General features: G+C 70.4%; 31 protein-coding genes. 2 read left to right on the top strand and 29 right to left on the bottom strand.

Annotated features, from left to right (window positions below):
• Positions 1 to 89: 89 nt before the first annotated feature.
• A complete protein-coding gene (locus TAE01_RS10565; protein ID WP_186815147.1) occupies positions 90 to 1,136 on the bottom strand; it encodes a MerR family transcriptional regulator in 1,047 nt (348 codons plus the stop codon).
• A 198-nt stretch (positions 1,137 to 1,334) separates the two neighbouring features.
• On the opposite strand from TAE01_RS10565, the gene TAE01_RS10560 reads away from it, so the two are divergent.
• On the top strand, positions 1,335 to 1,616 hold the full coding sequence (locus tag TAE01_RS10560; protein ID WP_147066153.1) for a WhiB family transcriptional regulator: 282 nt from the start codon (positions 1,335 to 1,337) through the stop codon (positions 1,614 to 1,616).
• A gap of 56 nt (positions 1,617 to 1,672) precedes the next feature.
• Here TAE01_RS10560 and TAE01_RS10555 read toward each other — a convergent pair whose 3' ends face one another.
• From TAE01_RS10555 to infA, 13 genes are all read right to left on the bottom strand, one after another.
• Positions 1,673 to 2,203 (bottom strand): YbaK/EbsC family protein, encoded by a 531-nt coding sequence (locus TAE01_RS10555; RefSeq protein ID WP_147066151.1) that lies wholly within the window; start codon positions 2,201 to 2,203, stop codon positions 1,673 to 1,675.
• Between the two features lie 286 nt (positions 2,204 to 2,489).
• Positions 2,490 to 3,539, bottom strand: coding sequence for a nitronate monooxygenase (locus TAE01_RS10550; RefSeq protein ID WP_147066150.1), 1,050 nt, complete (start codon positions 3,537 to 3,539; stop codon positions 2,490 to 2,492).
• Between the two features lie 61 nt (positions 3,540 to 3,600).
• Positions 3,601 to 5,283 carry an ABC-F family ATP-binding cassette domain-containing protein gene (locus TAE01_RS10545; RefSeq protein WP_147066148.1) on the bottom strand — a complete coding sequence of 561 codons (1,683 nt, stop codon included), beginning with the start codon at positions 5,281 to 5,283 and terminating at the stop codon, positions 3,601 to 3,603.
• A 61-nt stretch (positions 5,284 to 5,344) separates the two neighbouring features.
• Complete coding sequence (locus tag TAE01_RS10540) at positions 5,345 to 5,983, bottom strand: hypothetical protein (RefSeq protein ID WP_147066146.1); 639 nt, start codon at positions 5,981 to 5,983, stop codon at positions 5,345 to 5,347.
• Between the two features lie 4 nt (positions 5,984 to 5,987).
• Complete coding sequence (locus TAE01_RS10535; RefSeq protein WP_147066145.1) at positions 5,988 to 6,338, bottom strand: hypothetical protein; 351 nt, start codon at positions 6,336 to 6,338, stop codon at positions 5,988 to 5,990.
• A 123-nt stretch (positions 6,339 to 6,461) separates the two neighbouring features.
• Positions 6,462 to 7,295 (bottom strand): tRNA pseudouridine(38-40) synthase TruA, encoded by an 834-nt coding sequence (gene truA, locus TAE01_RS10530; RefSeq protein ID WP_147066213.1) that lies wholly within the window; start codon positions 7,293 to 7,295, stop codon positions 6,462 to 6,464.
• Positions 7,296 to 7,479: 184 nt separating this feature from the next.
• Positions 7,480 to 8,178, bottom strand: coding sequence for a 50S ribosomal protein L17, sunset domain variant (gene rplQ / locus TAE01_RS10525; RefSeq protein ID WP_147066142.1), 699 nt, complete (start codon positions 8,176 to 8,178; stop codon positions 7,480 to 7,482).
• A gap of 72 nt (positions 8,179 to 8,250) precedes the next feature.
• A complete protein-coding gene (locus TAE01_RS10520) occupies positions 8,251 to 9,282 on the bottom strand; it encodes a DNA-directed RNA polymerase subunit alpha (RefSeq protein WP_030194272.1) in 1,032 nt (343 codons plus the stop codon).
• A 155-nt stretch (positions 9,283 to 9,437) separates the two neighbouring features.
• A complete protein-coding gene (gene rpsD, locus TAE01_RS10515) occupies positions 9,438 to 10,046 on the bottom strand; it encodes a 30S ribosomal protein S4 (protein ID WP_020143207.1) in 609 nt (202 codons plus the stop codon).
• 32 nt (positions 10,047 to 10,078) lie between these two features.
• Positions 10,079 to 10,474, bottom strand: coding sequence for a 30S ribosomal protein S11 (rpsK, locus tag TAE01_RS10510; RefSeq protein ID WP_020143208.1), 396 nt, complete (start codon positions 10,472 to 10,474; stop codon positions 10,079 to 10,081).
• 57 nt (positions 10,475 to 10,531) lie between these two features.
• Positions 10,532 to 10,906: a 30S ribosomal protein S13 gene (gene rpsM, locus TAE01_RS10505; RefSeq protein WP_030194267.1), complete on the bottom strand. Its 375-nt coding sequence runs from the start codon at positions 10,904 to 10,906 to the stop codon at positions 10,532 to 10,534.
• 225 nt (positions 10,907 to 11,131) lie between these two features.
• On the bottom strand, positions 11,132 to 11,245 hold the full coding sequence (gene rpmJ, locus TAE01_RS10500; protein ID WP_006592630.1) for a 50S ribosomal protein L36: 114 nt from the start codon (positions 11,243 to 11,245) through the stop codon (positions 11,132 to 11,134).
• Positions 11,246 to 11,400: 155 nt separating this feature from the next.
• Positions 11,401 to 11,622 carry a translation initiation factor IF-1 gene (infA, locus tag TAE01_RS10495; RefSeq protein WP_013493543.1) on the bottom strand — a complete coding sequence of 74 codons (222 nt, stop codon included), beginning with the start codon at positions 11,620 to 11,622 and terminating at the stop codon, positions 11,401 to 11,403.
• A gap of 328 nt (positions 11,623 to 11,950) precedes the next feature.
• Between infA and TAE01_RS10490 the strand changes: the two genes are divergently transcribed.
• A complete protein-coding gene (locus TAE01_RS10490) occupies positions 11,951 to 12,661 on the top strand; it encodes a hypothetical protein (protein WP_147066140.1) in 711 nt (236 codons plus the stop codon).
• Positions 12,662 to 12,689: 28 nt separating this feature from the next.
• On the opposite strand, the gene TAE01_RS10485 is transcribed toward TAE01_RS10490, so the two are convergent.
• The 15 genes from TAE01_RS10485 to rplN form a co-directional block, all read right to left on the bottom strand.
• Positions 12,690 to 14,105 carry a DHA2 family efflux MFS transporter permease subunit gene (locus TAE01_RS10485; protein ID WP_246111264.1) on the bottom strand — a complete coding sequence of 472 codons (1,416 nt, stop codon included), beginning with the start codon at positions 14,103 to 14,105 and terminating at the stop codon, positions 12,690 to 12,692.
• A gap of 292 nt (positions 14,106 to 14,397) precedes the next feature.
• Positions 14,398 to 15,840: a serine hydrolase domain-containing protein gene (locus TAE01_RS10480; protein ID WP_147066136.1), complete on the bottom strand. Its 1,443-nt coding sequence runs from the start codon at positions 15,838 to 15,840 to the stop codon at positions 14,398 to 14,400.
• 45 nt (positions 15,841 to 15,885) lie between these two features.
• Complete coding sequence (gene map, locus TAE01_RS10475) at positions 15,886 to 16,740, bottom strand: type I methionyl aminopeptidase (RefSeq protein WP_147066134.1); 855 nt, start codon at positions 16,738 to 16,740, stop codon at positions 15,886 to 15,888.
• Between the two features lie 39 nt (positions 16,741 to 16,779).
• A complete protein-coding gene (locus TAE01_RS10470) occupies positions 16,780 to 17,349 on the bottom strand; it encodes an adenylate kinase (protein WP_147066132.1) in 570 nt (189 codons plus the stop codon).
• On the bottom strand, positions 17,350 to 18,672 hold the full coding sequence (gene secY, locus TAE01_RS10465; RefSeq protein ID WP_147066130.1) for a preprotein translocase subunit SecY: 1,323 nt from the start codon (positions 18,670 to 18,672) through the stop codon (positions 17,350 to 17,352).
• A 180-nt stretch (positions 18,673 to 18,852) separates the two neighbouring features.
• Positions 18,853 to 19,329: a 50S ribosomal protein L15 gene (gene rplO, locus TAE01_RS10460; protein WP_020143225.1), complete on the bottom strand. Its 477-nt coding sequence runs from the start codon at positions 19,327 to 19,329 to the stop codon at positions 18,853 to 18,855.
• Between the two features lie 2 nt (positions 19,330 to 19,331).
• Positions 19,332 to 19,514 carry a 50S ribosomal protein L30 gene (gene rpmD, locus TAE01_RS10455; protein WP_020143226.1) on the bottom strand — a complete coding sequence of 61 codons (183 nt, stop codon included), beginning with the start codon at positions 19,512 to 19,514 and terminating at the stop codon, positions 19,332 to 19,334.
• Positions 19,514 to 20,170: a 30S ribosomal protein S5 gene (rpsE, locus tag TAE01_RS10450; protein ID WP_147066129.1), complete on the bottom strand. Its 657-nt coding sequence runs from the start codon at positions 20,168 to 20,170 to the stop codon at positions 19,514 to 19,516. Before rpsE ends, rpmD begins: the two co-directional genes overlap by 1 nt.
• A 40-nt stretch (positions 20,171 to 20,210) precedes the next feature.
• The gene (rplR, locus tag TAE01_RS10445) at positions 20,211 to 20,585 is read right to left on the bottom strand and encodes a 50S ribosomal protein L18 (protein WP_147066127.1); all 375 of its coding nucleotides are present in this window, start codon (positions 20,583 to 20,585) and stop codon (positions 20,211 to 20,213) included.
• A gap of 3 nt (positions 20,586 to 20,588) precedes the next feature.
• Positions 20,589 to 21,125: a 50S ribosomal protein L6 gene (gene rplF / locus TAE01_RS10440; RefSeq protein ID WP_147066125.1), complete on the bottom strand. Its 537-nt coding sequence runs from the start codon at positions 21,123 to 21,125 to the stop codon at positions 20,589 to 20,591.
• Positions 21,126 to 21,137: 12 nt separating this feature from the next.
• Positions 21,138 to 21,536, bottom strand: coding sequence for a 30S ribosomal protein S8 (gene rpsH / locus TAE01_RS10435; RefSeq protein ID WP_147066123.1), 399 nt, complete (start codon positions 21,534 to 21,536; stop codon positions 21,138 to 21,140).
• Positions 21,537 to 21,669: 133 nt separating this feature from the next.
• Positions 21,670 to 21,855 carry a type Z 30S ribosomal protein S14 gene (locus TAE01_RS10430; protein WP_020143231.1) on the bottom strand — a complete coding sequence of 62 codons (186 nt, stop codon included), beginning with the start codon at positions 21,853 to 21,855 and terminating at the stop codon, positions 21,670 to 21,672.
• Position 21,856: 1 nt separating this feature from the next.
• The gene (gene rplE / locus TAE01_RS10425; protein WP_147066120.1) at positions 21,857 to 22,417 is read right to left on the bottom strand and encodes a 50S ribosomal protein L5; all 561 of its coding nucleotides are present in this window, start codon (positions 22,415 to 22,417) and stop codon (positions 21,857 to 21,859) included.
• Between the two features lies 1 nt (position 22,418).
• Positions 22,419 to 22,799, bottom strand: coding sequence for a 50S ribosomal protein L24 (gene rplX, locus TAE01_RS10420; RefSeq protein ID WP_056771076.1), 381 nt, complete (start codon positions 22,797 to 22,799; stop codon positions 22,419 to 22,421).
• A 2-nt stretch (positions 22,800 to 22,801) separates the two neighbouring features.
• Positions 22,802 to 23,170 (bottom strand): 50S ribosomal protein L14, encoded by a 369-nt coding sequence (gene rplN, locus TAE01_RS10415; protein ID WP_020143234.1) that lies wholly within the window; start codon positions 23,168 to 23,170, stop codon positions 22,802 to 22,804.
• Positions 23,171 to 23,307 lie beyond the last annotated feature (137 nt).

The following is a 23,307-nucleotide window of genomic DNA, read 5'->3' as shown; positions in this document are numbered from 1 at the left end:
GGGGGAGAACCTAGCGTCCATATCGGACACCACGCCAGACCTGCGCTGCAAAATCTTGCATTCGTGCTCAGGATGTTGCGAGATCTTGCTCAGCGCGTCAAGCCACCCGGGGACGACGTCAGGGCCCGCACCGCGCTGCCGAAGTCCTCGACCCGGGTCAGCACCACGGGTCCGTCCGGGACGGTGATGCCCTCGGCCCACCCGGGACCGCCGATGACGACCTCGAGGTCCCAGTCGACGGCGCCGAGATCACGCCACAGCGGCTCGACCGCTGGGCGGGCCAGCGAGGCCCAGAGGAAGACGGCGCGAGGTCGTGACTCGCGCAGCGCCGAGACGAGCGCCTCGGACGGCACTCGCGGGCCGAGGAAGAGACTCGCGACGCCGTTGCGGGCGAGCTCGGCCTCGAGGGCGAGCAGCGGCAGGTGGTGCTGCTCGTCGTCGGCGCCGGCGAGGACGACGGGTCGGCCGGCGATGCGCAAGCGGTTGGCGCGGACCACGGCACGCAGCTCGGACTGGAGCAGCTCGCTCGTCAGGTGCTCCGCCGAGACGCCGAGGCGGCCCTCGCGCCAGAGATCACCGACCCGGCGCAGGGCGGGCGCGAACACCTCGATCCATGCCCGACCCACGTCACGCCGACGCAGCACCTGCCGGTAGAGCAGCGACAGGGTCCTCGGGTCCAGGGCCCGCGCGGCGGCGACGATCGACTCGACGAGGTCGGCCGCGTCGACGTCGATCGCCTCGGGGTCCTGGCGCCCGCTCCCCGGGAGCAGCTCGTCGTCGGCGCCGGTCGCGCTGTTGACGGTGAGACGGTCGGCGATCGAGCGCGCATCCATGGCGAGCACGGAGTCGGCAGCGCTCTGGGCCGGCACGCCCTGGGCCGTCAGTCGCGACATGAGCTCGACCCGACGCATGTCGAGCTCGGTGTAGCGCCGGTGGTTGCCGCTCGTGCGCAGGCTCGGCCCCACACCGTGCCGGCGGTCCCAGGACCGGAGCGTCGGGGCGGCAATCCCGAGGCGCTCGGACACGACCCCGACGGGCCAGCCGATCTCGGGCACCGTCGTCCCCAACTCGGGGTCGTCGTGCTCCGGCTGGCCGGCCCCGTTCGAGGCCGCCGGATGCGCGTTCATCAGGGTCATCACCGTCCAGGTTGGTGGCCCGCGTCGGGCGGAGCGGTCCGAGATTCCCGTCATGGACCGCTCCCGCACCGATCGGGCTCCCCGAACTATAAACCTATGCACGGGCCTTGTGCAACGCGTAAGTTCTGCGTAAGTTCTGCATCAGATCACTCGACCTGACGTTCGCCCCGCTGCTCGGCCCGAGACCTGGAGGAAGCCATGACCGTCACCCGCCTACCGCGCCCCACCTACTCCTCCTACGAGTGGCAGGAGCAGGGCCGCTGCCGGACCAAGGCCGTCGAGCAGTTCTTCACCGACGACCAGGAGATCGACCAGCGCGAGCGCCGCGAGAAGACCGAGGCCGCCCGCATGGTCTGTGGCGGATGCCCCGTGCGGGCCCAGTGTCTCGACCACGCCCTCCGGGTCCCGGAGACGTTCGGCATCTGGGGCGGCACGACGCCGACCGAGCGGGCCCAGATGCTCTGGGACGTCGCGGGCTGACCCCGCACGACCAGCGCACGAAGCCCACTCGTCGGCCCGGCCGGAGCCGGCCCCGTTCAGCGCACCGCGAGGGCGATGACCTGGGCCGCGGGCAGCGCCGCGAGCGCCGCCCCGTCGAGGAGCAGCTTGGCTCCGCGCAGGCCGGCACCGATGACGACGAGACCCGCGGTGGCGACGGCCTCGTCCACGAGAACGGGCCAGTCCCCCGGCAGCCCGACCGGCGTGATGCCACCCTGCTGCATGCCGGTGAGGTCCTGGGCCTTCGTCTGGCCGGCGAACGAGATCTTGCGCGCGCCCAGGTGCTTGCGCACGACGCGGTTGATGTCCGCACGGTCGGTCGCGAGCACCATGACCGCTGCCAGGGTCGTCTCCTCGCCGCGCCTGGCCTCGACGACCACGCAGTTGGCCGACGCCTCCGGCGCCACGTCGTAGGCCTCGCAGAAGGCGGCCGTGTCGGCGAGCGCCGCGTCGATGGGAGCCACGCGCGCCCCCGGAACGTGCTCGAGCGCGGCCGCGACGGGCGGGGCGAGCAGGTCGGGTCGCTCCTCGGCGGCCACCCACGTCAGGTTTCCTTCAGCGCTGGGCATGCCCTGAGCGTATGCCGCCCGCACCCGCCCGCACGTCGGCGCCACGACGCTGCCGAGCCCGCCTGACGGCATACGTGCTCGGCAACGGCCTGCGACACGATGGTCAGGGCCCTACCGGACGCCACGCGTCGTCGGGCGCCACCGTGCCCGCGGGGTCCTTGCGGAGGTACTCGTCCTGCACGACGGCGCCGGGAGGCAGGGCGACGGTCCGGCGCCACAGGGGGTAGGTGGCCGGGTCCAGCGTGAGCGCCGCGTGGTGCGGCGCGCAACCTGGACCGGGGTCCGGTCAGCGCGCCAGCTCGGCGACGACGGTGGCGGCGGGCACCGCCCGGGCCGACCGCCATCCGGTGCCCGCCCAGAGGGCGAGCAGGTCGGGGCGCTCCGCCGCGGCCGATGCCCGCCTCAACGGGACCGTGAGGTGGTGCACCTCGGGGTAGGCGGCCGGCGCCTCGGCCTGGTGCCGGCGCAGGAAGTCCGTCTCGAGCGCGCGCGCCAGTCGACCCGAGTAGGCGCGCGTGACCGCCGTGCGTTCGAAGGCGGGGTCGGCGAGCGCCCGGCGGTAGGCCAGGCCGGTGCCCGCCTCGGGGCTGAGCAGCAGCGCCGTGCCCACCTGGACCGCGTCGGCGCCGGCGGCGCGGACCTGCGCGGCGCGCTCGGCGGTGGAGATGCCGCCGGCAGCCACCACCGGCAGGTCGGTCTGCGAACGCACGGCTGCGACGAGGTCGAGCAGGTCGGCGCCGGACGGCTCCTTGACCGGGTCGAGGGTGCCGCGGTGGCCGCCGCCGTCGGCGCCCTGGACGCAGAGGGCGTCGACGCCCGCACGGACCGCTGCCGCCGCCTCCACGGCGTCGCTGACCGTGGCCACGGTCTCGATGCCGGCGCGCCGGAGCTCGCCGAGGACGGCGCTGCTGGGGAGCCCGAACGTGAACGACACCAAGGGAACCCGCTCGCGGACGACGAGGTCGAGCTTGCGCTCCCAGTCGTCGTCGTCGCCGGGCCGCGCCTCTCCGGGGTGCACGCCCAGCGCGCCGGCGTCGTCCTCGAGGGCTGCGCGGTAGGCCGCGACCGCAGCGGCGCGGTCGGCCCCGGCGAGCTCACCGGGCCCCACGGCATACGCGTTCGCCTGGGCGGGCACGAAGAGGTTGACGCCGAAGGGTCGCGAGCTCGCATCCCACACCTCGGCGATCGCCGCTGCGAGCTGAGGCGCCGTCAGGTAGCCCGCGGCGAGGAAGCCCAGACCGCCGGCCTCGCCGACGGCGGCGACGAGCTCGGGGGTCGTCGGCCCCCCGGCCATGGGCGCGCCGACGACACCGGTCTCCAGCGTTCGCAGCAGCATGCCCCGACGCTACTCCGCCCGCACGACGGGGCACAGGAGGGCGTCCGCGACCGCGACGGGGTCACCGCGGCCGGACGACCCGCCCCTCGTCCCACACCGGCTCGGACGACTCGTAGACCCGCCCGTCGGCCCCGAAGACGAGGAAACGGTCGAAGCCGCGCGCGAACCACCGGTCGTGGGTGACGGCGACGACGGTCCCCTCGAAGCGGTCGAGCCCCTCCTCCAGGGCCTCGGCCGACTGCAGGTCGAGGTTGTCGGTGGGCTCGTCGAGCAGCAGCATCGTCGCCCCCGACAGCTCGAGCAGCAGGATCTGGAAACGCGCCTGCTGACCGCCCGACAGCGACTCGAACCGCTGCTCGCCGGACCGGGCCAGCTCGTAGCGGTCGAGGGCGCCGGCGGCCTGTTCGCGCGGGCGACCCTCACGGTGCTCGTCCCCGCGGTGCAGGATCTCGAGCAGCGTGCGCCCCATGAGCGAGGGGTGCTCGTGCGTCTGGGCGAACCATCCCGGGCGCACGCGCGAGCCGAGCCGCACGACGCCGGAGTGCTCGACGGGGACGGGGCGCACGTCGCCGACGGGCTGGTGCTCGCGCTCGGGGTCGGTGCCCCCGCACGCGAGCAGCCGCAGGAAGTGGGACTTGCCCGAGCCGTTGCTGCCGAGGATCGCGACGCGCTCGCCGTACCAGACCTCGAGGTCGAACGGCTTCATGAGGCCGGTCAGCTCGAGGCCCGTCGCGACGATGGCGCGCTTGGCCGTTCGTCCGCCGGTGAGGCGCATCTTGACCGACTGGGTCATCGGCGTCTCCTCGGGCGGCCCCGCCTGCTCGAACTTCGCGAGGCGGGTCTGGGCGGCCTGGTAGCGCGAGGCCATGCCGTCGTTGAACTTGGCCTTGACCTTGAGGGTCTGCACGAGCGTCTTGAGCTTGACGTGCTCCTCGTCCCAGCGCCGCCGCAGCTCCTCGAGCCGGTCGTTGCGGTCGCTGCGGGCCTGGGCATAGGTCGCGAAGCGTCCCGGGTGCACCCACAGGGTGGCGCCCGCGCCGCCCGGCTCGAGGGTTGCGACGCGGGTGGCGACGCGGTCGAGCAGCTCACGGTCGTGGCTGATGAAGAGCACCGTCTTGGGCGAGGCGACGAGGGCCTCCTCGAGCCACCGCTTGGTCGGCACGTCGAGGTAGTTGTCCGGCTCGTCGAGCAGCAGGACCTCCTCGGGTCCACGCAGCAGCGCCTCGAGGACGAGGCGCTTCTGCTCACCGCCGGAGAGCGTCGTGACCTTGCGCCACTGCGCCTGCTCGTACGCGATGCCGAGGGCCGCGACGGTGCACTTGTCCCACAGGGTCTCCTGCTCGTAGCCGCCCGCCTCCCCCCACTCCACGAGCGCGTGGGCGTAGGCCATCTGGTCGTCCTCGGAGTCGCGCTCCATCATGAGCAGCTCGGTGCGGTCGACCTCCTCGGCGGCGTGGCGGATCCGGTCGGGGGCGACCGACACGAGCAGGTCGCGCACGGTCGTGTCGTCGCGGACCTTGCCGATGAACTGGCGCATGACGCCGAGCCCACCCGAGCGCGTCACGGCACCCTCGTGGGCTGCGAGGTCGCCGGCGATGATGCGGGTCAGCGTCGTCTTGCCCGTGCCGTTGGGTCCGATGAGCGCCACCTTGGCGCCCTCACCGACCCGCACCGAGACGTCGTTGAGGAGCGGCCTGCCGTCGGGCAGGCTGAAGGAGATGGAGTTGACGTCGACGTGGCCCACGACGTCAAGCCTGTCGTATGCCGTGTGGCCGCGTCACGCGGTTAAGTCCCGGGGGCACGCGTCACCCCCACGACCAGGAGTCGAGCACGGCGCGGAAGACGCCGAGGGCCTCCGGGTGGGAGGGGTCGTAGGTCAGGCGGATCGCGTGGACCTGCTCGGTGTAGGCGACGACGTAGTAGACGTCGCGGACCTGGTCCGACTGGTCGACGACGATGCCCATGGCGTGGTAGCCGGCGACGTCGCGCTCGGTCGCGGCCAGGGGGCGCAGGCCCTTGGCCTCGAACCCGCTGCGGAGGCCGTCGACGACCTCGGAGAGGGAGTGCGAGCCGATCGCGATGGGTCGCTCCACGGCGATGAACGCCCGGACGCCGTCGTCGTCGGGTTGCACGAGGGTGTCGGGCTTCGGGCTGAGGTCGCGGTCGGCCTTGCTCCACCCGACGGGCTTGGCGAAGCTGTAGTCGAGGCCACGGATGCGCTCCTGGCTCATCGCCACGGCCGCGCCGGGGACGGGCAGCGGCTCGATGCGATGGCCGGCGCTGTCGGTCGTCGGGGGCACGGACGTCGGCAGGTGCACGACTCCGGTGTCCGCAGGCGGCGGAGGCGTCGGGGTGGGGTCGCCGGAGCACCCGGCCAGCCCGGCGGTCGCCGCGAGGGCGAGCGCCGGGAGCAGGAGCGTCGACGACTTCGCCCGCCCGGTCATGCCGCTACGTCCGCGCCCAGGTCGAGAGCAGCGTGTCGAGCTCGGTCACCGCGGACGTCGCATCGGGCCGCGACGAGGTCAGGGTGGGCAGGTGGACCCGGTCGGCGGCCCCGACCCACCCCTCCCGGGGCACGACGGTGAAACCACGGGAGCGAATCGTCACCTCGTCGCCCGACCCCGAAGAGCTCGAACCGGCGGGGTGCGTGATCGAGGCGGACGTCGGGTGCGCGGGACCGCGGGACGCCGACGGCCCCGGAGCGGCCGCGTCCGTGGAGGCGTCCGTGGAGCAGCCCGCGAGCACGAAGGCGCAGGTCAGCACACCGACCGAGACGGCGCGGGTCGGACGGGCCTTCATGCGCACGATCCAACCACAGGGACGGCCTGCTGCCCCGGTCGGGTCTCGGGACCGAGACACAGCCCGAGCAGACCGGGGCGGGCGCACGCCGACGCGCGCGGGTCCGGGCACCGCCCCGGCAGCTCAGGCCGGAGGACGGCGGGCGCGGGTGACGACGGCCCGGTCGGCGAGCTGCGCGTCGGCAGGGTAGACGACCTCCTCCAGGCTGAGCCCGTGAGGCGGCATGACGTGGATCCCGGCCGCGCGGTCACGCCGGTCCTGCAGGGCCCGCGGCCAGTCCGCGGGCCGTCGCCCCTCCCCCACGGGCACGACGGCCCCGACGAGCGCGCGGACCATCGAGTGGCAGAACGCGTCGGCCCGGACGGTCGCGGCCAGGACCCCGTCCGGCAGCCGGGACCACGAGAAGTCGAGCAGCGTGCGCACGGTCGTGGCGCCCTCGCGCTGCTTGCAGAAGGCGGCGAAGTCTCGGAGCCCGACCAGTGAACGGGCCGCCTCGTCCATCGCCTCGACGTCGAGCGGCCGGCGCCACCAGACCGTGTCGTGCCGTCGCAGCGGGTCACGCACGGCCTCCACGTCGGCGATCCGGTAGAGGTAGCGACGCTCGGTCGCCGAGAACCGGGCGTCGAAGCCGGGCGGCGCCGGCTGCGCGCGGTGCACGACGACGTCGTGGGGCAGGATGCCGCCCAGCCGGCTGACGAGAGCCACGCCGGGGTCGCGGTCCGACCGGCCGGGCAGCGCGGCCCAGGCCTCGAGGTCGAGGTCGACGTGCGCCACCTGTCCCCGCGCGTGGACCCCCGCGTCGGTGCGACCGGCCACGGTCACCCTCACCGGCGCGGCGCTGCGCAGGATCGTGGTCAACGCTGCCGTCAGCTCACCCTGGACCGTCCGCAGGGCAGGCTGGGCGGCCCATCCCGAGAAGGCCGTGCCGTCATAGGCGAGGTCGAGCCGCACCCGCAGCGCGGACGTCGTCACAGGGTTCGCGCCGCGCGCAGCACTCGCCTCGGCGGCGCCACCCGCGTCGCCCGACCCGTTCGATCCGTCCACGGCGACCGAGCCTAACGGGGGCCTGTGCCGGGCGGAAAACGAGGTGGCCACCCCCGCCGTGCGGGGGTGGCCACCTCGATGGTGCTGTGGACGCGGCTCAGGAGCCGGCACCGGCCTTCGTGAAGCCGGCAGCCTCGGCGTCCTCGGCCGACTTGAACCAGAACTCGGCGATCGTCTGGTCGTACCACTGGCCGTCGGGCTCGTGGTACTTGCCGGAGTCGGCGTTGCCCTTGACGGTGTAGCCGTCCTCGGGCGACGAGCCGTCCTCGTTCGCGGCGACGGCGCCCTTGGGCAGCTCGGCAGCAGCCTCGCTGGCCTCGGCCTTCTCGGCGTCCTCGGCGGCCTTGGTCTCGGCAGCAGCCTGCTTCGACTCGCTCTGCTTGGCAGCGCGCTTCGTGGCGGCCTCGGCCTCCTTGACGGTCGCCTTCTTGGCCGAGAGCGGCTCGCGGACGAGCTCGATGACGACCATGGGGGCGTTGTCACCCTTGCGGGCGCCGATCTTCGTGATGCGGGTGTAGCCACCCTCGCGAGCCGCCATGTCGGGGGCGATCTCGGCGAAGAGGCGGTGGACGACACCCTTGTCGCGCACGACCGTGAGGACGCGGCGACGGGCGTGCAGATCGCCACGCTTGGCGAACGTGATGAGACGCTCGGCGAGCGGGCGCAGGCGCTTGGCCTTGGCCTCGGTCGTCGTGATCTTGTCGTGCTCGAAGAGCGACGTCGCGAGGTTGGCCAGGATCAGCCGCTCGTGGGCGGGGCCGCCACCGACGCGGGGACCCTTGGTGGGGGTGGGCATTTCGTTTCTCCTAGAAGTCCGACCAGGCCGTTCTCGAGCGGTGTGCCGAGGGCTCGGTCAAGAAGCGGTTGGTCAGAGACGCTCGTCCTCGACGAACGACTGGTCGTCGTCGTCGCTGTAGTCATCGTCGCCGTAGCCGTCGACCAGGGCCGACGGGTCGAACCCGGGCGGGCTGTCCTTGAGGGCCAGACCCATGCCGACGAGCTTGGCCTTGACCTCGTCGATCGACTTCGCACCGAAGTTGCGGATGTCGAGCAGGTCGGCCTCGCTGCGGCCCACGAGCTCACCCACGGTGTGGATGCCCTCGCGCTTGAGGCAGTTGTAGGAACGAACGGTGAGGTCGAGGTCCTCGATCGGCAGGGCGAGGTCCGCGGCGAGCGCGGCATCCGTCGGCGACGGGCCCATGTCGATGCCCTCGGCCTCGACGTTGAGCTCACGGGCCAGGCCGAAGAGCTCCACCAGCGTCTTGCCGGCCGAGGCCATGGCGTCACGCGGGGTCATCGAGTTCTTCGTCTCGACGTCGACGATGAGCTTGTCGAAGTCGGTGCGCTGCTCGACTCGGGTCGCCTCGACCTTGTAGGTCACGGTGAGCACCGGGCTGTAGATCGAGTCGACCGGGATGCGGCCGATCTCCTGGTCACCGGACTTGTTCTGCTGCGCCGAGACGTAGCCGCGGCCACGCTCCACGGTCAGCTCCATCTCGAGCTTGCCCTTGTCGTTCAGCGTCGCGATGTGCAGGTCGGGGTTGTGCACCTCGACACCAGCCGGAGGCGTGATGTCGGCGGCGGTGACCGCACCCGGGCCCTGCTTGCGCAGGTACATGACGACCGGCTCGTCGTGCTCCGAGGAGACGACGAGGCCCTTGATGTTGAGGATCATCTCGGTGACGTCCTCCTTCACGCCCGGAACGGTCGTGAACTCGTGGAGCACGCCGTCGATGCGGATGGAGGTGACCGCCGCGCCCGGGATGCTCGAGAGCAGGGTGCGACGGAGGGAGTTGCCGAGCGTGTAGCCGAAGCCGGGCTCGAGCGGCTCGATGGTGAAGCGGCTGCGGTTCTCGACCACGACCTCTTCGGAGAGCACGGGACGCTGTGCGATGAGCACTGTTCATTTCCTTCCCACGGGCGACCGCCATATGACGCCTCGTGAAACTGCCCGGTCGTGATCCGGGCGGGCCGGCTCGGCTCTGTCTGCGAGCGCGACCCCACGCAAGGATTCGGTATGCCGTGAAGCGGGCTTCACGGCATACCGAACCTTGATCAGTTCTTCGAGTAGAGCTCGACGATCAGCTGCTCGGTGAGCTGCGAGTCGATCTGAGCACGCACCGGGAGCTGGTGGATGAGGATCTGGAGCGAGCCGTCGACGACCTGCATCCAGGCCGGGACGGGACGCTCGCCGAACGTCTGGCGAGCCAGCTCGAACGGGAAGGTCTCGACCGACTGCTTGCGGACCGTGATGATGTCGTACTGCTCGACGCGGTAGCTCGGGACGTCGACGCGCACGCCGTTGACCTCGAAGTGACCGTGCGTCACGAGCTGACGCGCGTGGCGGCGGGTGCGGGCCAGGCCCGCACGGTAGACCACGTTGTCGAGACGCGACTCGAGGATCTGGAGAAGGTTCTCACCGGTCTTGCCGGGGCGCTTCGCCGCTTCCTTGTAGTAGCGGACGAACTGCTTCTCCATGACGCCGTACTGGAAGCGAGCGCGCTGCTTCTCCTGCAGCTGCGTCAGGTACTCCTTCTCCTGGATCCGGCGACGGCCGTGCTGGCCGGGCGGGAACGGGCGGAGCTCGAAGTTCTTGTCGCCGCCGACGAGGTCCATCTTCAGGCGGCGGGACTTCTTGGTGATCGGGCCGGTGTAACGAGCCATGTTCCTAGTTCTCTCTCTCGCTCAGTGCCGGATCAGACGCGACGGCGCTTGGGCGGGCGGACACCGTTGTGCGGCGTGGGCGTGACGTCGCTGATCGCGCCGACCTCCAGGCCGGTGGCGGTGAGCGAACGGATCGCCGTCTCGCGACCCGAGCCCGGGCCCTTCACGAAGACGTCGACCTTGCGCATGCCGTGCTCCATGGCGCGGCGGGCAGCAGCCTCGGCGGCCATCTGGGCAGCGAACGGGGTGGACTTGCGCGAGCCCTTGAAGCCGACCTGGCCGGCGGAGGCCCAGGCGATCACGGCGCCGGTGGGGTCCGTGATCGAGATGATCGTGTTGTTGAACGTGCTCTTGATGTGAGCGTGCCCGTGGGCGACGTTCTTCTTCTCCTTGCGACGAACCTTCGTCACGCGAGCCTTGGGAGGCATTTTTCTCCTACGTCAGAACTGAATGTCGGTGAGACGCGATCGCGGGGGCGATCAGCGTCAGCGGGCCTTCTTCTTGCCGGCCACGGTGCGCTTCGGACCCTTGCGGGTGCGCGCGTTGGTCTTGGTGCGCTGACCGCGCACGGGCAGACCACGACGGTGACGCAGACCTTCGTAGGAGCCGATCTCGACCTTGCGGCGGATGTCGGCCTGCACCTCACGGCGAAGGTCACCCTCGAGGCGGTAGTTGCCCTCGAGGAAGTCACGAAGCGCAACGAGCTCGGTCTCACCGAGGTCCTTGACGCGGGTGTTGGGGTCGACGCCGGTGGCAACCAGCGCCTGCTTGGAACGGGTACGACCGACACCGAAGATGTAGGTCAGTGCGACCTCGACGCGCTTCTCGCGCGGAAGGTCGACTCCAACAAGACGAGCCATGTTGGGTTGTCTCCTGATTTCTGTTTCGCGGAGGTCTGGAGCAGGGCACCGATCCGGGGTCACGGCCCGTCACACAGAAGGACGGGCCACCGGTCCCCGGCCTCCGTGCCGGGGGTGACGTCCTGCGCCGACACGACGGTCGGTCATCAGGGGCCGGGTGCTGCTTTCATTCACTTGTCTTGCGTGCTGTCGAAAGTCTGTCGACGGCGAGGGTGGTGGGTCTGCTCAGCCCTGGCGCTGCTTGTGGCGCAGGTTCTCGCAGATCACCATGACCCGACCGTTGCGGCGGATCACCTTGCACTTGTCGCAGATCTTCTTGACGCTCGGCTGAACCTTCATCTGCCTGCTGTCTTCAGATCGCGCACCCGGCCCACTCGCGCCCCGGAGGGCGCGCGACGGTCAGGTGCTTGGTTGTGTAATCGGGAGTTGGTGCCGTGCACTCGTCCCGGCCGGGCACCCCGCTCGCGCGGGCTGGTCCTGGCCGGCCTTCGTGCTCAGCGGTAGCGGAAGACGATCCGACCGCGGGTCAGGTCATAGGGCGAGAGCTCCACCACCACGCGGTCCTCAGGGAGGATCCGGATGTAGTGCTGTCGCATCTTGCCCGAGATGTGTGCGAGCACCTTGTGACCGTTGGAGAGCTCAACCCGGAACATCGCGTTCGGGAGAGCCTCGACGATCGTGCCCTCGATCTCGATGACACCGTCCTTCTTGGCCATATCCTCCGTCTATCTGTAGCTGGCCGACTCGGACTGAGCCGGCCTTGGGGCGTGCCTGGTTGCCGTGCCCCAGTCGTTCTCGGGGCACAGGCGCGACTCGGGCGTCGAGGCACACGACACCCAACGCACAAGAATACGCCAGATGCCGCCGTTCCTGAAATCGGTGCCGGCCCCCGGGTCCTAGCGCAAGCCGCCGCGCCGCGCCGGTGACGGCACGGGTCCTGCCCTCACCTCGGCTCGGGTCTCCAGCTCCGTGTCGGGGCGGCGGGTGGACCCACCCGGATCGCATCACCGGGCTCACGACGCGTGACGGCGGCATACTGGCGTGGTGACCGAGCCCGGCGACGACGCCTCTCCCCCGCCCGCACCCGCCGACGAGACGGACGCCGTGAGCGCTCCGCCGGCTGAGGCCGAGGAGGTCGAGGACTACTACGCGCGGATCGCGGCCGCCGCAGGTCCCGACGGACGCCTGCCGGTGGCCGTCGAGGAGATGCCCGGCTGGGACATCTACCCCTACGAGACCGAGGGCCTTCGGCTCAAGCCGGTGGGGCCGCCGGCGGACGAGGAGCCACCGCGTCGCGGCGAGCGCCCCGAGGACTGCTGGTGCGCGGGCGACTCCACCCCCGGCGAGGACCGGCTCGTGTGGTCCAACGAGCGCTGGCGGCTCACGTTCTCGGACGACACCGGTCTGCCCGTGATGCTCATGCTCATGCCGCTGGAGCACCACGACCTGCCCTCCCTCCCGGGTGGTCTCGCCGCCGAGATGGGCCAGCTCGTCGTCGCGATCTCCGACGCGGTCGAGCACGTGCCGAGCGTCGGCCGGGTCCAGCTCGCGAAGTACGGGGACGGCGGTGCCCACCTGCACCTGTTCTTCTTCGGCCGGCCCGCCCGGATGCTGCAGTTCCGCGGGTCGCCGCTCATCGACTGGGAGGAGAACCTCCCCCGGGTGCCGCTCCACGTGCTGCGGGCGAACGCCCGGGTCGTCGCCGAGCGCATGGTCGTCCACGTGGGAGGCAGTCCCGGAGAGCTCGGCCGCTAGCTGTAGCCGTGCGGTCCGCGTCGACGCCTCAGTGGGGGTGGCTGGCGGGTCGCTCGAAGAAGAGGACCGCGACGACGCCGATGACGAGCACGGCGGCCGGAAGCATCATCGACTCCGACATCGCCGTCGCGAAGGCCTCGGCGACCCGGGCCGGCATCGCGGCGCCGGAGGCCTGCAGACCGCCGAGGTCTCCGGGGATGCCCGGCAGGTCGGCGGACAGGCGGGCCTGGATGACGGCCGCGATGGCCGCGCTGCCGAGGACCGCTCCGACCTGGCGCGTCGTGTTGTAGACACCGGAGCCGGCCCCGGCGGACGACAGCGGCAGGTTGCGGGTGGCGGTGGCCCCGAGCGGGCCCCACATGAACGCGTTGCCCACGCCCATGAGGGCCATGGGCAGCAGGAGCAGCCACGTCTGGGTCTCGGGGTGCATGACGAGGGCCAGCCAGAGCAGGGACGCCGAGGTCAGGCCGATGCCGACCGCCGTGATGCCGCGCGGGTGCACCCGGTCCGCGAGCCGGCCGGCCACCGGCGCCAAGCCACCTGAGATGACCGCCATCGGGGCGAGGAGCAGGGCCGCGGACGTCGGTGACAGGCCCCGGACGGCCTGGGCGTAGAGCATGAACGGGAAGGCCATCGCCGTGATCGAGAAGCCGATGCTCGTGATCGCGATGTTGGCCAGGGAGAAGTTGCGGTCGCCGAAGAGCCGGAGCGGCAGCAGCGGCTCACTCGTGTTGCGGGCCTGCCACCAGACGAAGACGCCGAGCACGAGCAGGCCCGCCCCGATGAGCAGCGGCACGGACACGAAGCCGGTGATCGTGCCCCAGTCGTAGGTCTCCCCCTCCTGGACGCCGAAGACGAGCAGGAACATCCCGACCGCCGAGAGCGCCACGCCGAGCCAGTCGAAGCGGTGGCTGTGGGTCTCGAGCCGTGGCACGAGCCGGGCGGCGAGCACGAACGCGATGACGCCCACCGGGACGTTGATGAAGAAGATCCACTCCCACCCGGGACCGTCGACGAGCAGGCCACCGACGACGGGGCCGACGAGGATCGCGACGCCCGCGGTCGCCCCCCAGAGCGCCATCGCCTGTCCGCGGGAGGCGGCCGGGAAGGTGCGGGTGATGACGGCCATCGTCTGCGGCGTCAGCATCGACGCGCCGAGGCCCTGCACGACGCGGGCGACGATGAGGCCGGTGATCGTGCCGGTGAGGCCGCACCACAGCGAGGCGACCGTGAAGACGGTGAGCCCGACGAGGTAGAGGTTCTTCGGGCCGAAGCGGTCGCCGAGCCGGCCGGTGATGAGCAGGGGGGTGGCGTAGGCCAGCAGGTAGGCGCTCGTGACCCAGATGACGCTGTTGACGTCGGTGCGCAGGCCCCGCAGGATCGCGGGTGTCGCCACCGACACGATGGTCGAGTCGACGAGGATCATGAAGAAGCCGATGACCATCGCCCAGAGGGCGGGCCACGGGTTGTGCCCCTCGGGCACCCCCGCCCGGTAGGGCGCGCCGGCGGAGGCCTGAGGCCCTGCCGATCCCCCAGGTCCGACCGGTCCGACCGGGCCGACCGGGCCGACCGGTTCGACCGGTTCGACCGGTCCGGCCGGCGCCGTCACTCCGGTGGTGCTCTCCTCCGCGGCCATCGTGGCCCCCTTCCGCCGCCTCGCGCGGCACCACCGATTGTCCACCCGGACACCGACAGCGGTCACGGCCTGGTGCGCAGAGGCTCGGCAGGCCGACCGGTCAGTCCCGCGCCCAGCGCGTCGCGAGCCAGAGCGGGTCGTAGCCGGTGAGCGGCACCATCCGCCAGGTCAGGTCGGCGTCCGAGCTGCGCAGGCGCGCCTCGAGACGGAACCGGTGCGGGGACTCGATGGCGATGACCTCGGCCCGGAAGGTGTCCTCGTCGACCCAGCCGCCGCTCGAGACGACCGGGAGGGTCGCTCCCCCGGCCACGAGCCGGCCCTCGCTCCACGCACCGCGACCGACGGGCACCCGCAGCCACTCGCCGCGTCGCAGGAGCCCGAGCACGTGGTCGGCCCCGTCGCGGGTCACGGAGACGGCCGTGTAGTCGGCGGCGAGGTCCGAGGCGTCTGATCGGTTGAACTCGGCGTACTCCGGCCCGAGGGCGTCGCCCGACATGGCGGGGATCTCGAGGGCGGCGAGCCGCTCGGCCAGCTCGCGGTCGGAGTCGCCCGAGCCCGCCGCGCCCATCGCCGGCACCACGTGCTCCCAGAGGCCGTCCAGCGTCGACTGCATGCGGGCCTGCTCGGCCGTGATCGCCACGACGGCGTCGTGCTCCGGAAGGACGACGAGGAACTGACCGTAGGCGCCGTCGCCGCGGTAGCCGTGGCGCTGCATCCAGAACGAGTAGCCGTAGCCGCGGCTCCAGTCCTCGTCGGCCCCGGGGTCCTCGTTGAGCGGACCGAAGGCCCGCGTCGCCTCCTCGACCCACGCCTCGGAGAGCAGCTGCCGTCCCTGCCACCGCCCACGGTCGAGGTAGAGCTGGGCGATCGAGGCGATGGCCTCGGTCGTCAGGTGCGAGCCGGTGAACCCGAGCTCGCGACCGAGCGGGTCGCGGTGCCACGGGATGTCGGGCAGCCCCATCGGCTCGAGCAGCCTCGGGCGCAGCATCTCGGGCACCCCGGCCCCGGCGACCCGGCCGACGACGAGCGAGAGCAGGTAGGTCGCGACCTGGTTGTAGGCGAACACCGTGCCGGGCGGACGGGTGGGGTTCGTCGCGAAGACCCGCGGCACCCAGTCGCTCGGGTGGGCGGCGTCCCCGAAGTCGCTGCCGCTCATCCGGTCGAAGACGTGGGGCCACGCGTCCTCCTCGTGACCGACGGTCATGGAGAGGCAGTGCCGCAGGCGCACGTCGGCCCAGCCCTCGGCGACGGCACTGCGGTCGACCTCGGGGAAGTGGTCGAGCACGCGGTCGTCGAGCGAGAGGCGCCCCTCCTGCACGAGGAAGCCCACGGCGGTGGCCGTCACCGTCTTCGAGAGGGAGTAGGCGAGGTGGACGCGGCTCGCGGCATACGGCCTCCACCACCCCTCGGCGACGACGTGGCCGTGGCGCACGACCATGAGGCTGTGCAGGCCGAGGCGGTCGCGCTCGGCCGCGTCGACGAAGGCGATGAGGCCGGAGGCGTCGACGTCCTGCGCCGACGGGGTGCTGCGGGGAAGGCTCACGAGCGCGAGGCTACGCTGCCCCGCCGTCGTCGTGGGCGTGCGGGCTCACGCAGTCGCGTCGAGGGGGGCGTATGCCGCGCCCGCGGCCTCGAGGGCAGCCTTGCCGCCGTCGACGGCCGTGAGGATCCACAGGCCGTCCTGTCGCACGGCGACCGAGTGCTCCCAGTGGGCGGCACGGGTGCCGTCGAGGGTCACCACCGTCCAGTCGTCCGCAAGCACCTTGGTGTCGATCCCGCCGAGCGTCACCATCGGCTCGATGGCCCCGGTGAAACCGTCGACGAGCTTCGGGCCCGTCTCGCGCACGGCGTAGTTCGGGATCTGCGGGTCCATGTGCATCTCGGTGCCGATGCCGTGGCCGACGTACTCGTCGATGACGCCGTAGGTGTGGCCGTCACGCTCGGCCGCGGCCTCGATGCTCGCCTCGACCGCGTCACCGACGGCGAAGAGGCGGCCGCCCACCTGCATCGCGGCGATGCCGGCGTAGAGGCTCGCCTCGGTCGCGTCGATGAGCGCGAGGTCCTCCGGCCGGCCCGCCTCGCGGCCGCCGACGACGGCGGTGAACGCGGCGTCGCCGTTCCAGCCCTTGACCTCGGCGCCGCAGTCGACCGAGACGATGTCGCCGGCCTCGAGCACCCGCGGCCCCGGGATGCCGTGGACGACCTCGTCGTTGACGCTCGTGCAGAGCGTGTGGCGGTAGCCGGGCACGAGCTGGAAGTTCGGGATGCCGCCGTTGCTGCGGATGAACTCCTCGGCGAGGCGGTCGAGCTCGAGCGTCGTCATGCCCGGTCGCACCTCGGCGGCGAGCAGCTCGAGGGTGCGACCCACGAGCAGCCCCGCCTCACGCATGAGGAGGAGCTGCTCGTCGGTGCGACCCTGGAGCCGGTTACGGCGTCCGAACATTCGTGGTCCTTCGTGGTGGCTGCGCTGGAGCGGTCGCGCTCAGCCGTGCTGCGGCAGGGCCGCGATGACACGGTCGGTGACCTCGTCGACGGCACCCATGCCGTCGACCTTGACGAGGAGACCGACGAGCTCGTAGTGCTGCGCGAGCGGCGCGGTCTCCTTGCGGTAGATCGCCTGGCGCTGGCGGATGACGTCCTCGGTGTCGTCGGCGCGACCCTCGGTCTCGGCGCGCTTGAGCAGCCGCTGGACGATCGCGTCCTCGTCGACCTCGAGCTCGAGCACGGCGTCGAGGGCGTGCCCGTGGCGCGACAGCATCGCGTCGAGCGCGTCGACCTGGCCGGCCGTGCGCGGGTAGCCGTCGAGCAGGAAGCCGCCCTCGGCGTCGTCCCAGGTCAGCCGGTCCTCGACGATCTCGTTGGTGATGTCGTCGGAGACGTAGCCACCGGACTTGATGATCTCGTCGACCTTGACCCCGAGCGGGGTCTGGTCCTTGATGTTGGCGCGGAAGATGTCGCCGGTCGAGATGGCCGGGATGCCGAGGCGCTCGGCGATCCGGGCGGCCTGCGTGCCCTTACCGGCGCCGGGCGGGCCGAGGATGATCAGTCGCATTTAACGGAGGAACCCTTCGTAGTGACGCTGCTGAAGCTGCGCCTCGATCTGCTTGACCGTCTCGAGACCCACACCCACGACGATGAGGATCGAGGTACCACCGAACGGGAAGTTCTGGTTGGCACCGACGAGCACGAGGGCCACGAGCGGGATGAGCGAGACGATGGCGAGGTAGATGGCACCCGGCACGGTGATTCGGGTCAGGACGTAGTTGAGGTACTCGGCCGTGGGTCGCCCGGCCCGGATACCCGGGATGAAACCGCCGTACTTCTTCATGTTCTCCGCGACCTCGGTCGGGTTGAACGTGATCGAGACGTAGAAGAACGTGAAGAAGAGGATGAGGGCGACGTAGGTCGCCATGTAGATCGGGTGGTCACCCTTGACGAGGTTCTCCTGGACCCACTGGACCCAGGCCGGGTTGTTGCCGTCGGCGTGGGTGTTGAACTGCGCGACGAGCCCCGGCAGGGCGAGCAGCGAGCTCGCGAAGATGACGGGGATGACGCCCGCCATGTTGACCTTGAGCGGGATGTAGGTGGACGTGCCGCCGTACATGCGCCGGCCGACCATCCGCTTGGCGTACTGCACCGGGATGCGGCGCTGGGACTGCTCGACGAAGACGACCGCCGCGATGACGAAGATGCCGAGGAGCAGGATGCCGAGGAAGGTGCCCCAGCCCTTGTTCTCCTTGATGCCCCAGAGCGAGGCCGGGAAGCCGGCGGCGATCGAGGTGAAGATCATGAGGGACATGCCGTTGCCGACACCCTTGTCGGTGATGAGCTCGCCGAACCACATGATGAGGCCGGTGCCGGCCGTCATCGTCAGGACCATGATGAGGATCGTGACGACCGACTGGTCGGTCATGATCGTCGTGCACGAGCCGCCGAACAGGCTGGAGGGGTTGCGCGCGAAGGTGACGAGGGTCGACGACTGGAGGATCGCGAGACCGATCGTCAGGTAGCGGGTGTACTGCGTCAGCTTGCTCTGCCCGGACTGGCCCTCCTCCTTGAGCGCCTCGAAGCGCGGGATGACGACCGTGAGCAGCTGGATGATGATGCTCGCCGTGATGTACGGCATGATCCCCAGCGCGAAGACGGAAAGCTGCAGCAGCGCACCTCCACTGAAGAGGTTGGCCAGGTTGAGGAACCCGCTCTGGTCACCGCTCTGGCCCTTGCTGGCCTGCAGGCAGCTCTGCACGAGGCTGTAGCTGATGCCGGGCGTCGGGACGTGCGAACCGAGACGGAACAGCACGATGATGCCGAGCGTGAAGAGCAGCTTCTTGCGCAGGTCCGGGGTTCGGAACGCGCGTACGAAAGCGGCGAGCACTGGGTCCTCCTGGGGGGCCGCGCGGTGGCGCGGCATAAGACAAGCAATCCGTGGAAGGTTAACGCAAAGGCGCAGCGCCCCGGGCCCCCACCGCGGTGGCCGACGTCACGTCGGCTCGCGGGTCGGGCGCCCGGGGCGCTGCTCACACGAGGTGTGTGGTGGTCACTCGCGCCTGATCACTCAGCCGGCGAGGGCCGTGACCGTGCCGCCGGCGGCCTCGATCTTCTCCTTGGCGGACGCCGAGAACTTGTGCGCCTCGACCTCGACCTTGACGGAGATCTCACCCGTGCCGAGCACCTTCACCGGGAAGCCGTCACGGACGGCACCCTTGGCGACGAGGTCGGCGACGGACACCTGACCACCCTCCGGGAAGAGCAGCTGCAGGCGGTCCAGGTTCACGACCTGGTACTCCGTGCGGAACGGGTTCTTGAAGCCACGGAGCTTGGGAAGGCGCATGTGCATCGGCATCGAGCCGCCCTCGAAACGCTCCGGGACCTGGTAACGGGCCTTCGTGCCCTTGGTACCACGACCGGCAGTCTTGCCCTTGGAGCCCTCACCACGACCGACACGGGTCTTGGCGGTCTTGGCTCCGGGGGCCGGACGCAGGTGGTGGACCTTGAGGGCGGACTCGCCCGACTTCTTGGCGTTGTCGGCCATGGTCAGTCAACCTCCTCGACGGACACGAGGTGCGTGACCGTCTTGACCATCCCGCGGATCTCGGGACGGTCCTCCTTGACGACGACGTCGCCAATGCGCTTCAGACCGAGGCTGCGCAGCGTGTCACGCTGGTTCTGCTTGCCACCGATCTCCGAACGGGTCTGGGTCACCTTGAGACGAGCCATCAGGCACCTGCCTTCGCGGCCTGGGCCTCGGCGAGACCAGCCGCACGGGCCTTGAGCATGGCCGCCGGAGCGACCTCCTCGAGGGTCTTGCCACGACGGGCAGCGACCGACTCGGGGCGCTCGAGCTCGCGCAGGGCCTGGGCCGTGGCGTGCACGACGTTGATGGCGTTGTCCGAGCCCAGCGACTTGCTGAGCACGTCGTGGATGCCGGCGCACTCGAGCACCGCGCGCACCGCGCCACCGGCGATGACACCGGTACCGGGAGCGGCGGGGCGGAGCATGACGACACCAGCGGCCGCCTCACCCTGGACGGGGTGCGGGATGGTGCCCTGGATGCGCGGGACCTTGAAGAAGTTCTTCTTGGCCTCCTCGACACCCTTGGCGATGGCCGCGGGAACTTCCTTGGCCTTGCCGTAGCCGACGCCCACGGTGCCGTCACCGTCACCGACGACGACGAGGGCGGTGAAGCTGAAGCGACGACCACCCTTGACGACCTTGGAGACGCGGTTGATGGTCACGACGCGCTCGACGTACTGGTTCTTGTCGTCACGGCTGTCGCGGTTGTCGCGGCCGCCGCGGTTGTCACGGCGGTCTCCGCGCTCGGTGCGCTCGCCGCCACCGGCGGGGCCGGTGCCTCGACGCTGCTGTCCGGGCATCAGATGTTCCTCATCTCAACAATTGCGTTCACGAAGTTGCTCACAGGGACAGACCGCCTTCGCGGGCGCCCTCGGCGATCGCCGCGACACGGCCGTGGTACTTGTTGCCACCACGGTCGAACACGACGGCCTCGACACCGGCGTCCTTGGCACGGGCGGCCACGAGCTCGCCGACCTTCTTGGCCTTGGCCGTCTTGTCGCCGTCGAAGGAGCGCAGGTCGGCCTCCATCGTCGAGGCCGAGGCCACCGTCTTGCCGACGGTGTCGTCGACGACCTGGACGAAGAGGTGACGCGTGGACCGCGAGACGACGAGGCGGGGACGGACCGCGGTGCCGGCGATCTTCTTGCGACCGCGCACCTGGCGACGGATGCGGGCGGCAGCCTTGGACTTGCCGCGCTTGATGATCATTGCCATGGCTTACTTACCGGCCTTTCCAACCTTGCGACGGATCTGCTCGCCCGCATAGCGAACACCCTTGCCCTTGTACGGGTCGGGCTTGCGCAGCTTGCGGATGTTCGCCGCGACCTCGCCCACGAGCTGCTTGTCGATGCCCTGCACCGAGAAGCGGGTCGGGTTCTCGACGGCGAAGTTGATGCCGGCGGGAGCCTGGATGAGGATCGGGTGCGAGTATCCGAGCGAGAACTCGAGGTCCGAGCCCTTCGCTGCGACACGGTAACCCGTGCCGTGGATCTCCATCTTCTTCTCGTAGCCCTCGGTGACACCGAGGACCATGTTGTTGATGAGCGAGCGGGTCAGGCCGTGGCGCGAGCGCGAGTCGCGCTCGTCGTTGGGGCGCTTGACCTCGAGGTTGCCCTCGCCCAGCTCGACCGTGATCGGCTGGACGACGGTCAGGGAGAGCTCACCCTTGGGGCCCTTGACGATGACGTCCTGGCCCTCGACCTTGACGTCCACACCCGAGGGGATGGAGACCGGGAGTCGTCCGATTCGCGACATGTCAGTGTCTCCTTACCAGACGTAGGCGAGGACTTCCCCACCCACGCCCTTCTCGTGTGCCTGGCGGTCGGTCAGCAGACCGTTCGACGTCGACAGGATCGCGACGCCGAGGCCACCGAGAACCTTGGGCAGGTTCGTCGACTTGGCGTAGACGCGCAGACCGGGCTTGCTCACGCGACGCACGCCGGCGATGGAGCGCTCGCGGTTGGGGCCGTACTTGAGGTCGATGGTCAGCGTCTGGCCGACCTCCGCCTCCTCGATCTTCCACGAGGCGATGAAGCCCTCGGACTGGAGGATCTCGGCGATGTTCTTCTTCAGCTTCGAGTACGGCATGGAGACGACGTCGTGGTGCGCCGAGTTGGCGTTCCGGACGCGGGTCAGCATGTCCGCAATCGGGTCAGTCATGGTCATGTGGGCTCTCCGCCCTTCCTCACCGGGGTTTCGACCGGGGCTATCTGCCCGGCGACGGCTGGGCCGTCGTGTGGCCGACCTACGGTGTCAGAGGTGTGTTGGTCTGGGTTGTGCTCTGGGCTCGGGAGCCGGACTACCAGGAGCTCTTGGTCACGCCCGGCAGCTCACCCGCGTGCGCCATCTCGCGAAGGCAGATGCGGCAGAGGCCGAACTTGCGGTACACCGAGTGCGGGCGACCGCACTTCTGGCAACGGGTGTACGCGCGGACCTTGAACTTCGGCTTCCGGTTCGCCTTGTTAACGAGCGCGGTCTTGGCCATGTCAGTTCTCCTTGAAGGGGAAGCCGAGCTGCTTGAGCAGCGCGCGACCCTCGTCATCGTTGGTCGCCGTGGTGACCACGGTGATGTCCATGCCCCGCACGCGGTCGATCCGGTCCTGGTCGATCTCGTGGAACATCGACTGCTCGGTCAGACCGAACGTGAAGTTGCCGTTGCCGTCGAACTGCTTCGGCGACAGACCACGGAAGTCACGGATGCGCGGGAGGGCGATCGTCACGAGACGGTCGAGGAACTCCCACATGCGGTCGCCGCGCAGCGTCGTGTGGGCGCCGATCGGCATGCCCTCACGCAGCTTGAACTGGGCGATGGACTTGCGCGCCTTGGTCACGACCGGCTTCTGGCCGGTGATGGCGGTGAGGTCACGGACGGCACCCTCGATGAGCTTGCTGTCCTTGGCCGCGTCGCCGACACCCATGTTCACGACGACCTTGACGACGCCGGGGACCTGCATGACGTTCGGGTAGCCGAACTGCTCGAGCATCGAGCCCTTGATCTCGTCCTGGTAGCGCTGCTGAAGGCGCGGCTTGGTGCTGGTCTCAGTCATCTCAGAGGTCCTTGTCCGACTTGACCGCGACACGGACGCGGGACGCCTTCTGGCGGCCATTGCGCTCGACGGTCTCGACACGCGTCTTCACGCGGGTCGGCTTCTTCGACTCGGGGTCGACGATCGCCACGTTGCTCACGTGGATCGCGGCCTCGGTGTGCGTCAGGCCACCGGTGCGGGTGCCTCGGGCGGTCGCGCCGGCCTTGACGTGCTTGGTGACGCGGTTGATGCCCTCGACGAGCACGCGCTGGGTCTCGGGGTAGACCGCGATGACCTTGCCCTGCTTGCCTCGGTCGCCGCCGTTCTTCTGGCTGCGGCCCGAGATGACCTGGACGAGGTCACCCTTCTTGATCTTCATCTTGCTGATGGTGGTCTTCGCCATGTTCACAGCACCTCCGGGGCCAGCGAGATGATCTTCATGAACTTCTTCTCGCGCAGCTCGCGACCCACCGGGCCGAAGATGCGGGTCCCACGGGGGTCACCGTCGGCCTTGAGGATCACGGCGGCGTTCTCGTCGAACTTGATGTAGGAACCGTCGGCGCGGCGGCGCTCCTTGACGGTGCGGACGATGACGGCCTTGACGACGTCACCCTTCTTCACGTTGCCGCCAGGGATCGCGTCCTTGACGGTGGCGACGATGGTGTCACCGATGCCGGCGTACCGACGGCCCGAGCCACCGAGAACACGGATGCACAGGATTTCCTTGGCACCGGTGTTGTCGGCGACGCGAAGCCGCGACTCCTGCTGAATCACTGTCTAACTCCTGTCGTCGTGCTGGTTCTTCGCCCGCGGGCGAAGCCTTGCCGAACTGGACTGTGGTCTGTGTCCTCCGGGGCCCGCAGATGCGGGCCGCCGGAGGGCACTCGGGGGGCAGCGCCCCCCGAGGGTGG

Source organism: Terrabacter aerolatus, from assembly GCF_007991735.1.
Taxonomy (GTDB): Bacteria; Actinomycetota; Actinomycetes; order Actinomycetales; family Dermatophilaceae; genus Terrabacter; species Terrabacter aerolatus.
This window is presented reverse-complemented; position numbering and strand designations above follow the sequence as displayed.

Excerpts from the sequence above, each read along its gene's own strand:
- TAE01_RS10485 (WP_246111264.1), bottom strand. The coding sequence starts at position 14,105 with ATGGTCATCGGCTTCTTCATGATCCTCGTCGACTCGACCATCGTGTCG.
- rplF (WP_147066125.1), bottom strand. The coding sequence starts at position 21,125 with ATGTCGCGAATCGGACGACTCCCGGTCTCCATCCCCTCGGGTGTGGAC.
- TAE01_RS10470 (WP_147066132.1), bottom strand. The coding sequence starts at position 17,349 with ATGCGACTGATCATCCTCGGCCCGCCCGGCGCCGGTAAGGGCACGCAG.
- rpmD (WP_020143226.1), bottom strand. The coding sequence starts at position 19,514 with ATGGCTCGTCTCAAGGTGACCCAGACCCGTTCGGAGATCGGTGGCAAG.
- rplR (WP_147066127.1), bottom strand. The coding sequence starts at position 20,585 with ATGGCAATGATCATCAAGCGCGGCAAGTCCAAGGCTGCCGCCCGCATC.
- rplQ (WP_147066142.1), bottom strand. The coding sequence starts at position 8,178 with ATGCCCACCCCCACCAAGGGTCCCCGCGTCGGTGGCGGCCCCGCCCAC.
- TAE01_RS10550 (WP_147066150.1), bottom strand. The coding sequence starts at position 3,539 with ATGCTGCTGCGAACGCTGGAGACCGGTGTCGTCGGCGCGCCCATGGCC.
- rpsH (WP_147066123.1), bottom strand. The coding sequence starts at position 21,536 with ATGACCATGACTGACCCGATTGCGGACATGCTGACCCGCGTCCGGAAC.
- rpsD (WP_020143207.1), bottom strand. The coding sequence starts at position 10,046 with ATGGCTCGTTACACCGGCCCGATCACCAAGAAGTCCCGCCGCCTGAAG.
- TAE01_RS10560 (WP_147066153.1), top strand. The coding sequence starts at position 1,335 with ATGACCGTCACCCGCCTACCGCGCCCCACCTACTCCTCCTACGAGTGG.
- rpsE (WP_147066129.1), bottom strand. The coding sequence starts at position 20,170 with ATGCCCGGACAGCAGCGTCGAGGCACCGGCCCCGCCGGTGGCGGCGAG.
- rplX (WP_056771076.1), bottom strand. The coding sequence starts at position 22,799 with ATGGCGAAGACCACCATCAGCAAGATGAAGATCAAGAAGGGTGACCTC.
- rplE (WP_147066120.1), bottom strand. The coding sequence starts at position 22,417 with ATGACTGAGACCAGCACCAAGCCGCGCCTTCAGCAGCGCTACCAGGAC.
- map (WP_147066134.1), bottom strand. The coding sequence starts at position 16,740 with ATGTTCGGACGCCGTAACCGGCTCCAGGGTCGCACCGACGAGCAGCTC.
- TAE01_RS10555 (WP_147066151.1), bottom strand. The coding sequence starts at position 2,203 with ATGCCCAGCGCTGAAGGAAACCTGACGTGGGTGGCCGCCGAGGAGCGA.
- infA (WP_013493543.1), bottom strand. The coding sequence starts at position 11,622 with ATGGCCAAGAAGGACGGTGTCATCGAGATCGAGGGCACGATCGTCGAG.
- TAE01_RS10565 (WP_186815147.1), bottom strand. The coding sequence starts at position 1,136 with ATGACCCTGATGAACGCGCATCCGGCGGCCTCGAACGGGGCCGGCCAG.
- TAE01_RS10535 (WP_147066145.1), bottom strand. The coding sequence starts at position 6,338 with ATGAAGGCCCGTCCGACCCGCGCCGTCTCGGTCGGTGTGCTGACCTGC.
- rplO (WP_020143225.1), bottom strand. The coding sequence starts at position 19,329 with ATGGCCGACAACGCCAAGAAGTCGGGCGAGTCCGCCCTCAAGGTCCAC.
- TAE01_RS10430 (WP_020143231.1), bottom strand. The coding sequence starts at position 21,855 with ATGGCCAAGACCGCGCTCGTTAACAAGGCGAACCGGAAGCCGAAGTTC.
- TAE01_RS10540 (WP_147066146.1), bottom strand. The coding sequence starts at position 5,983 with ATGACCGGGCGGGCGAAGTCGTCGACGCTCCTGCTCCCGGCGCTCGCC.
- rpmJ (WP_006592630.1), bottom strand. The coding sequence starts at position 11,245 with ATGAAGGTTCAGCCGAGCGTCAAGAAGATCTGCGACAAGTGCAAGGTG.
- rpsK (WP_020143208.1), bottom strand. The coding sequence starts at position 10,474 with ATGCCTCCCAAGGCTCGCGTGACGAAGGTTCGTCGCAAGGAGAAGAAG.
- rpsM (WP_030194267.1), bottom strand. The coding sequence starts at position 10,906 with ATGGCTCGTCTTGTTGGAGTCGACCTTCCGCGCGAGAAGCGCGTCGAG.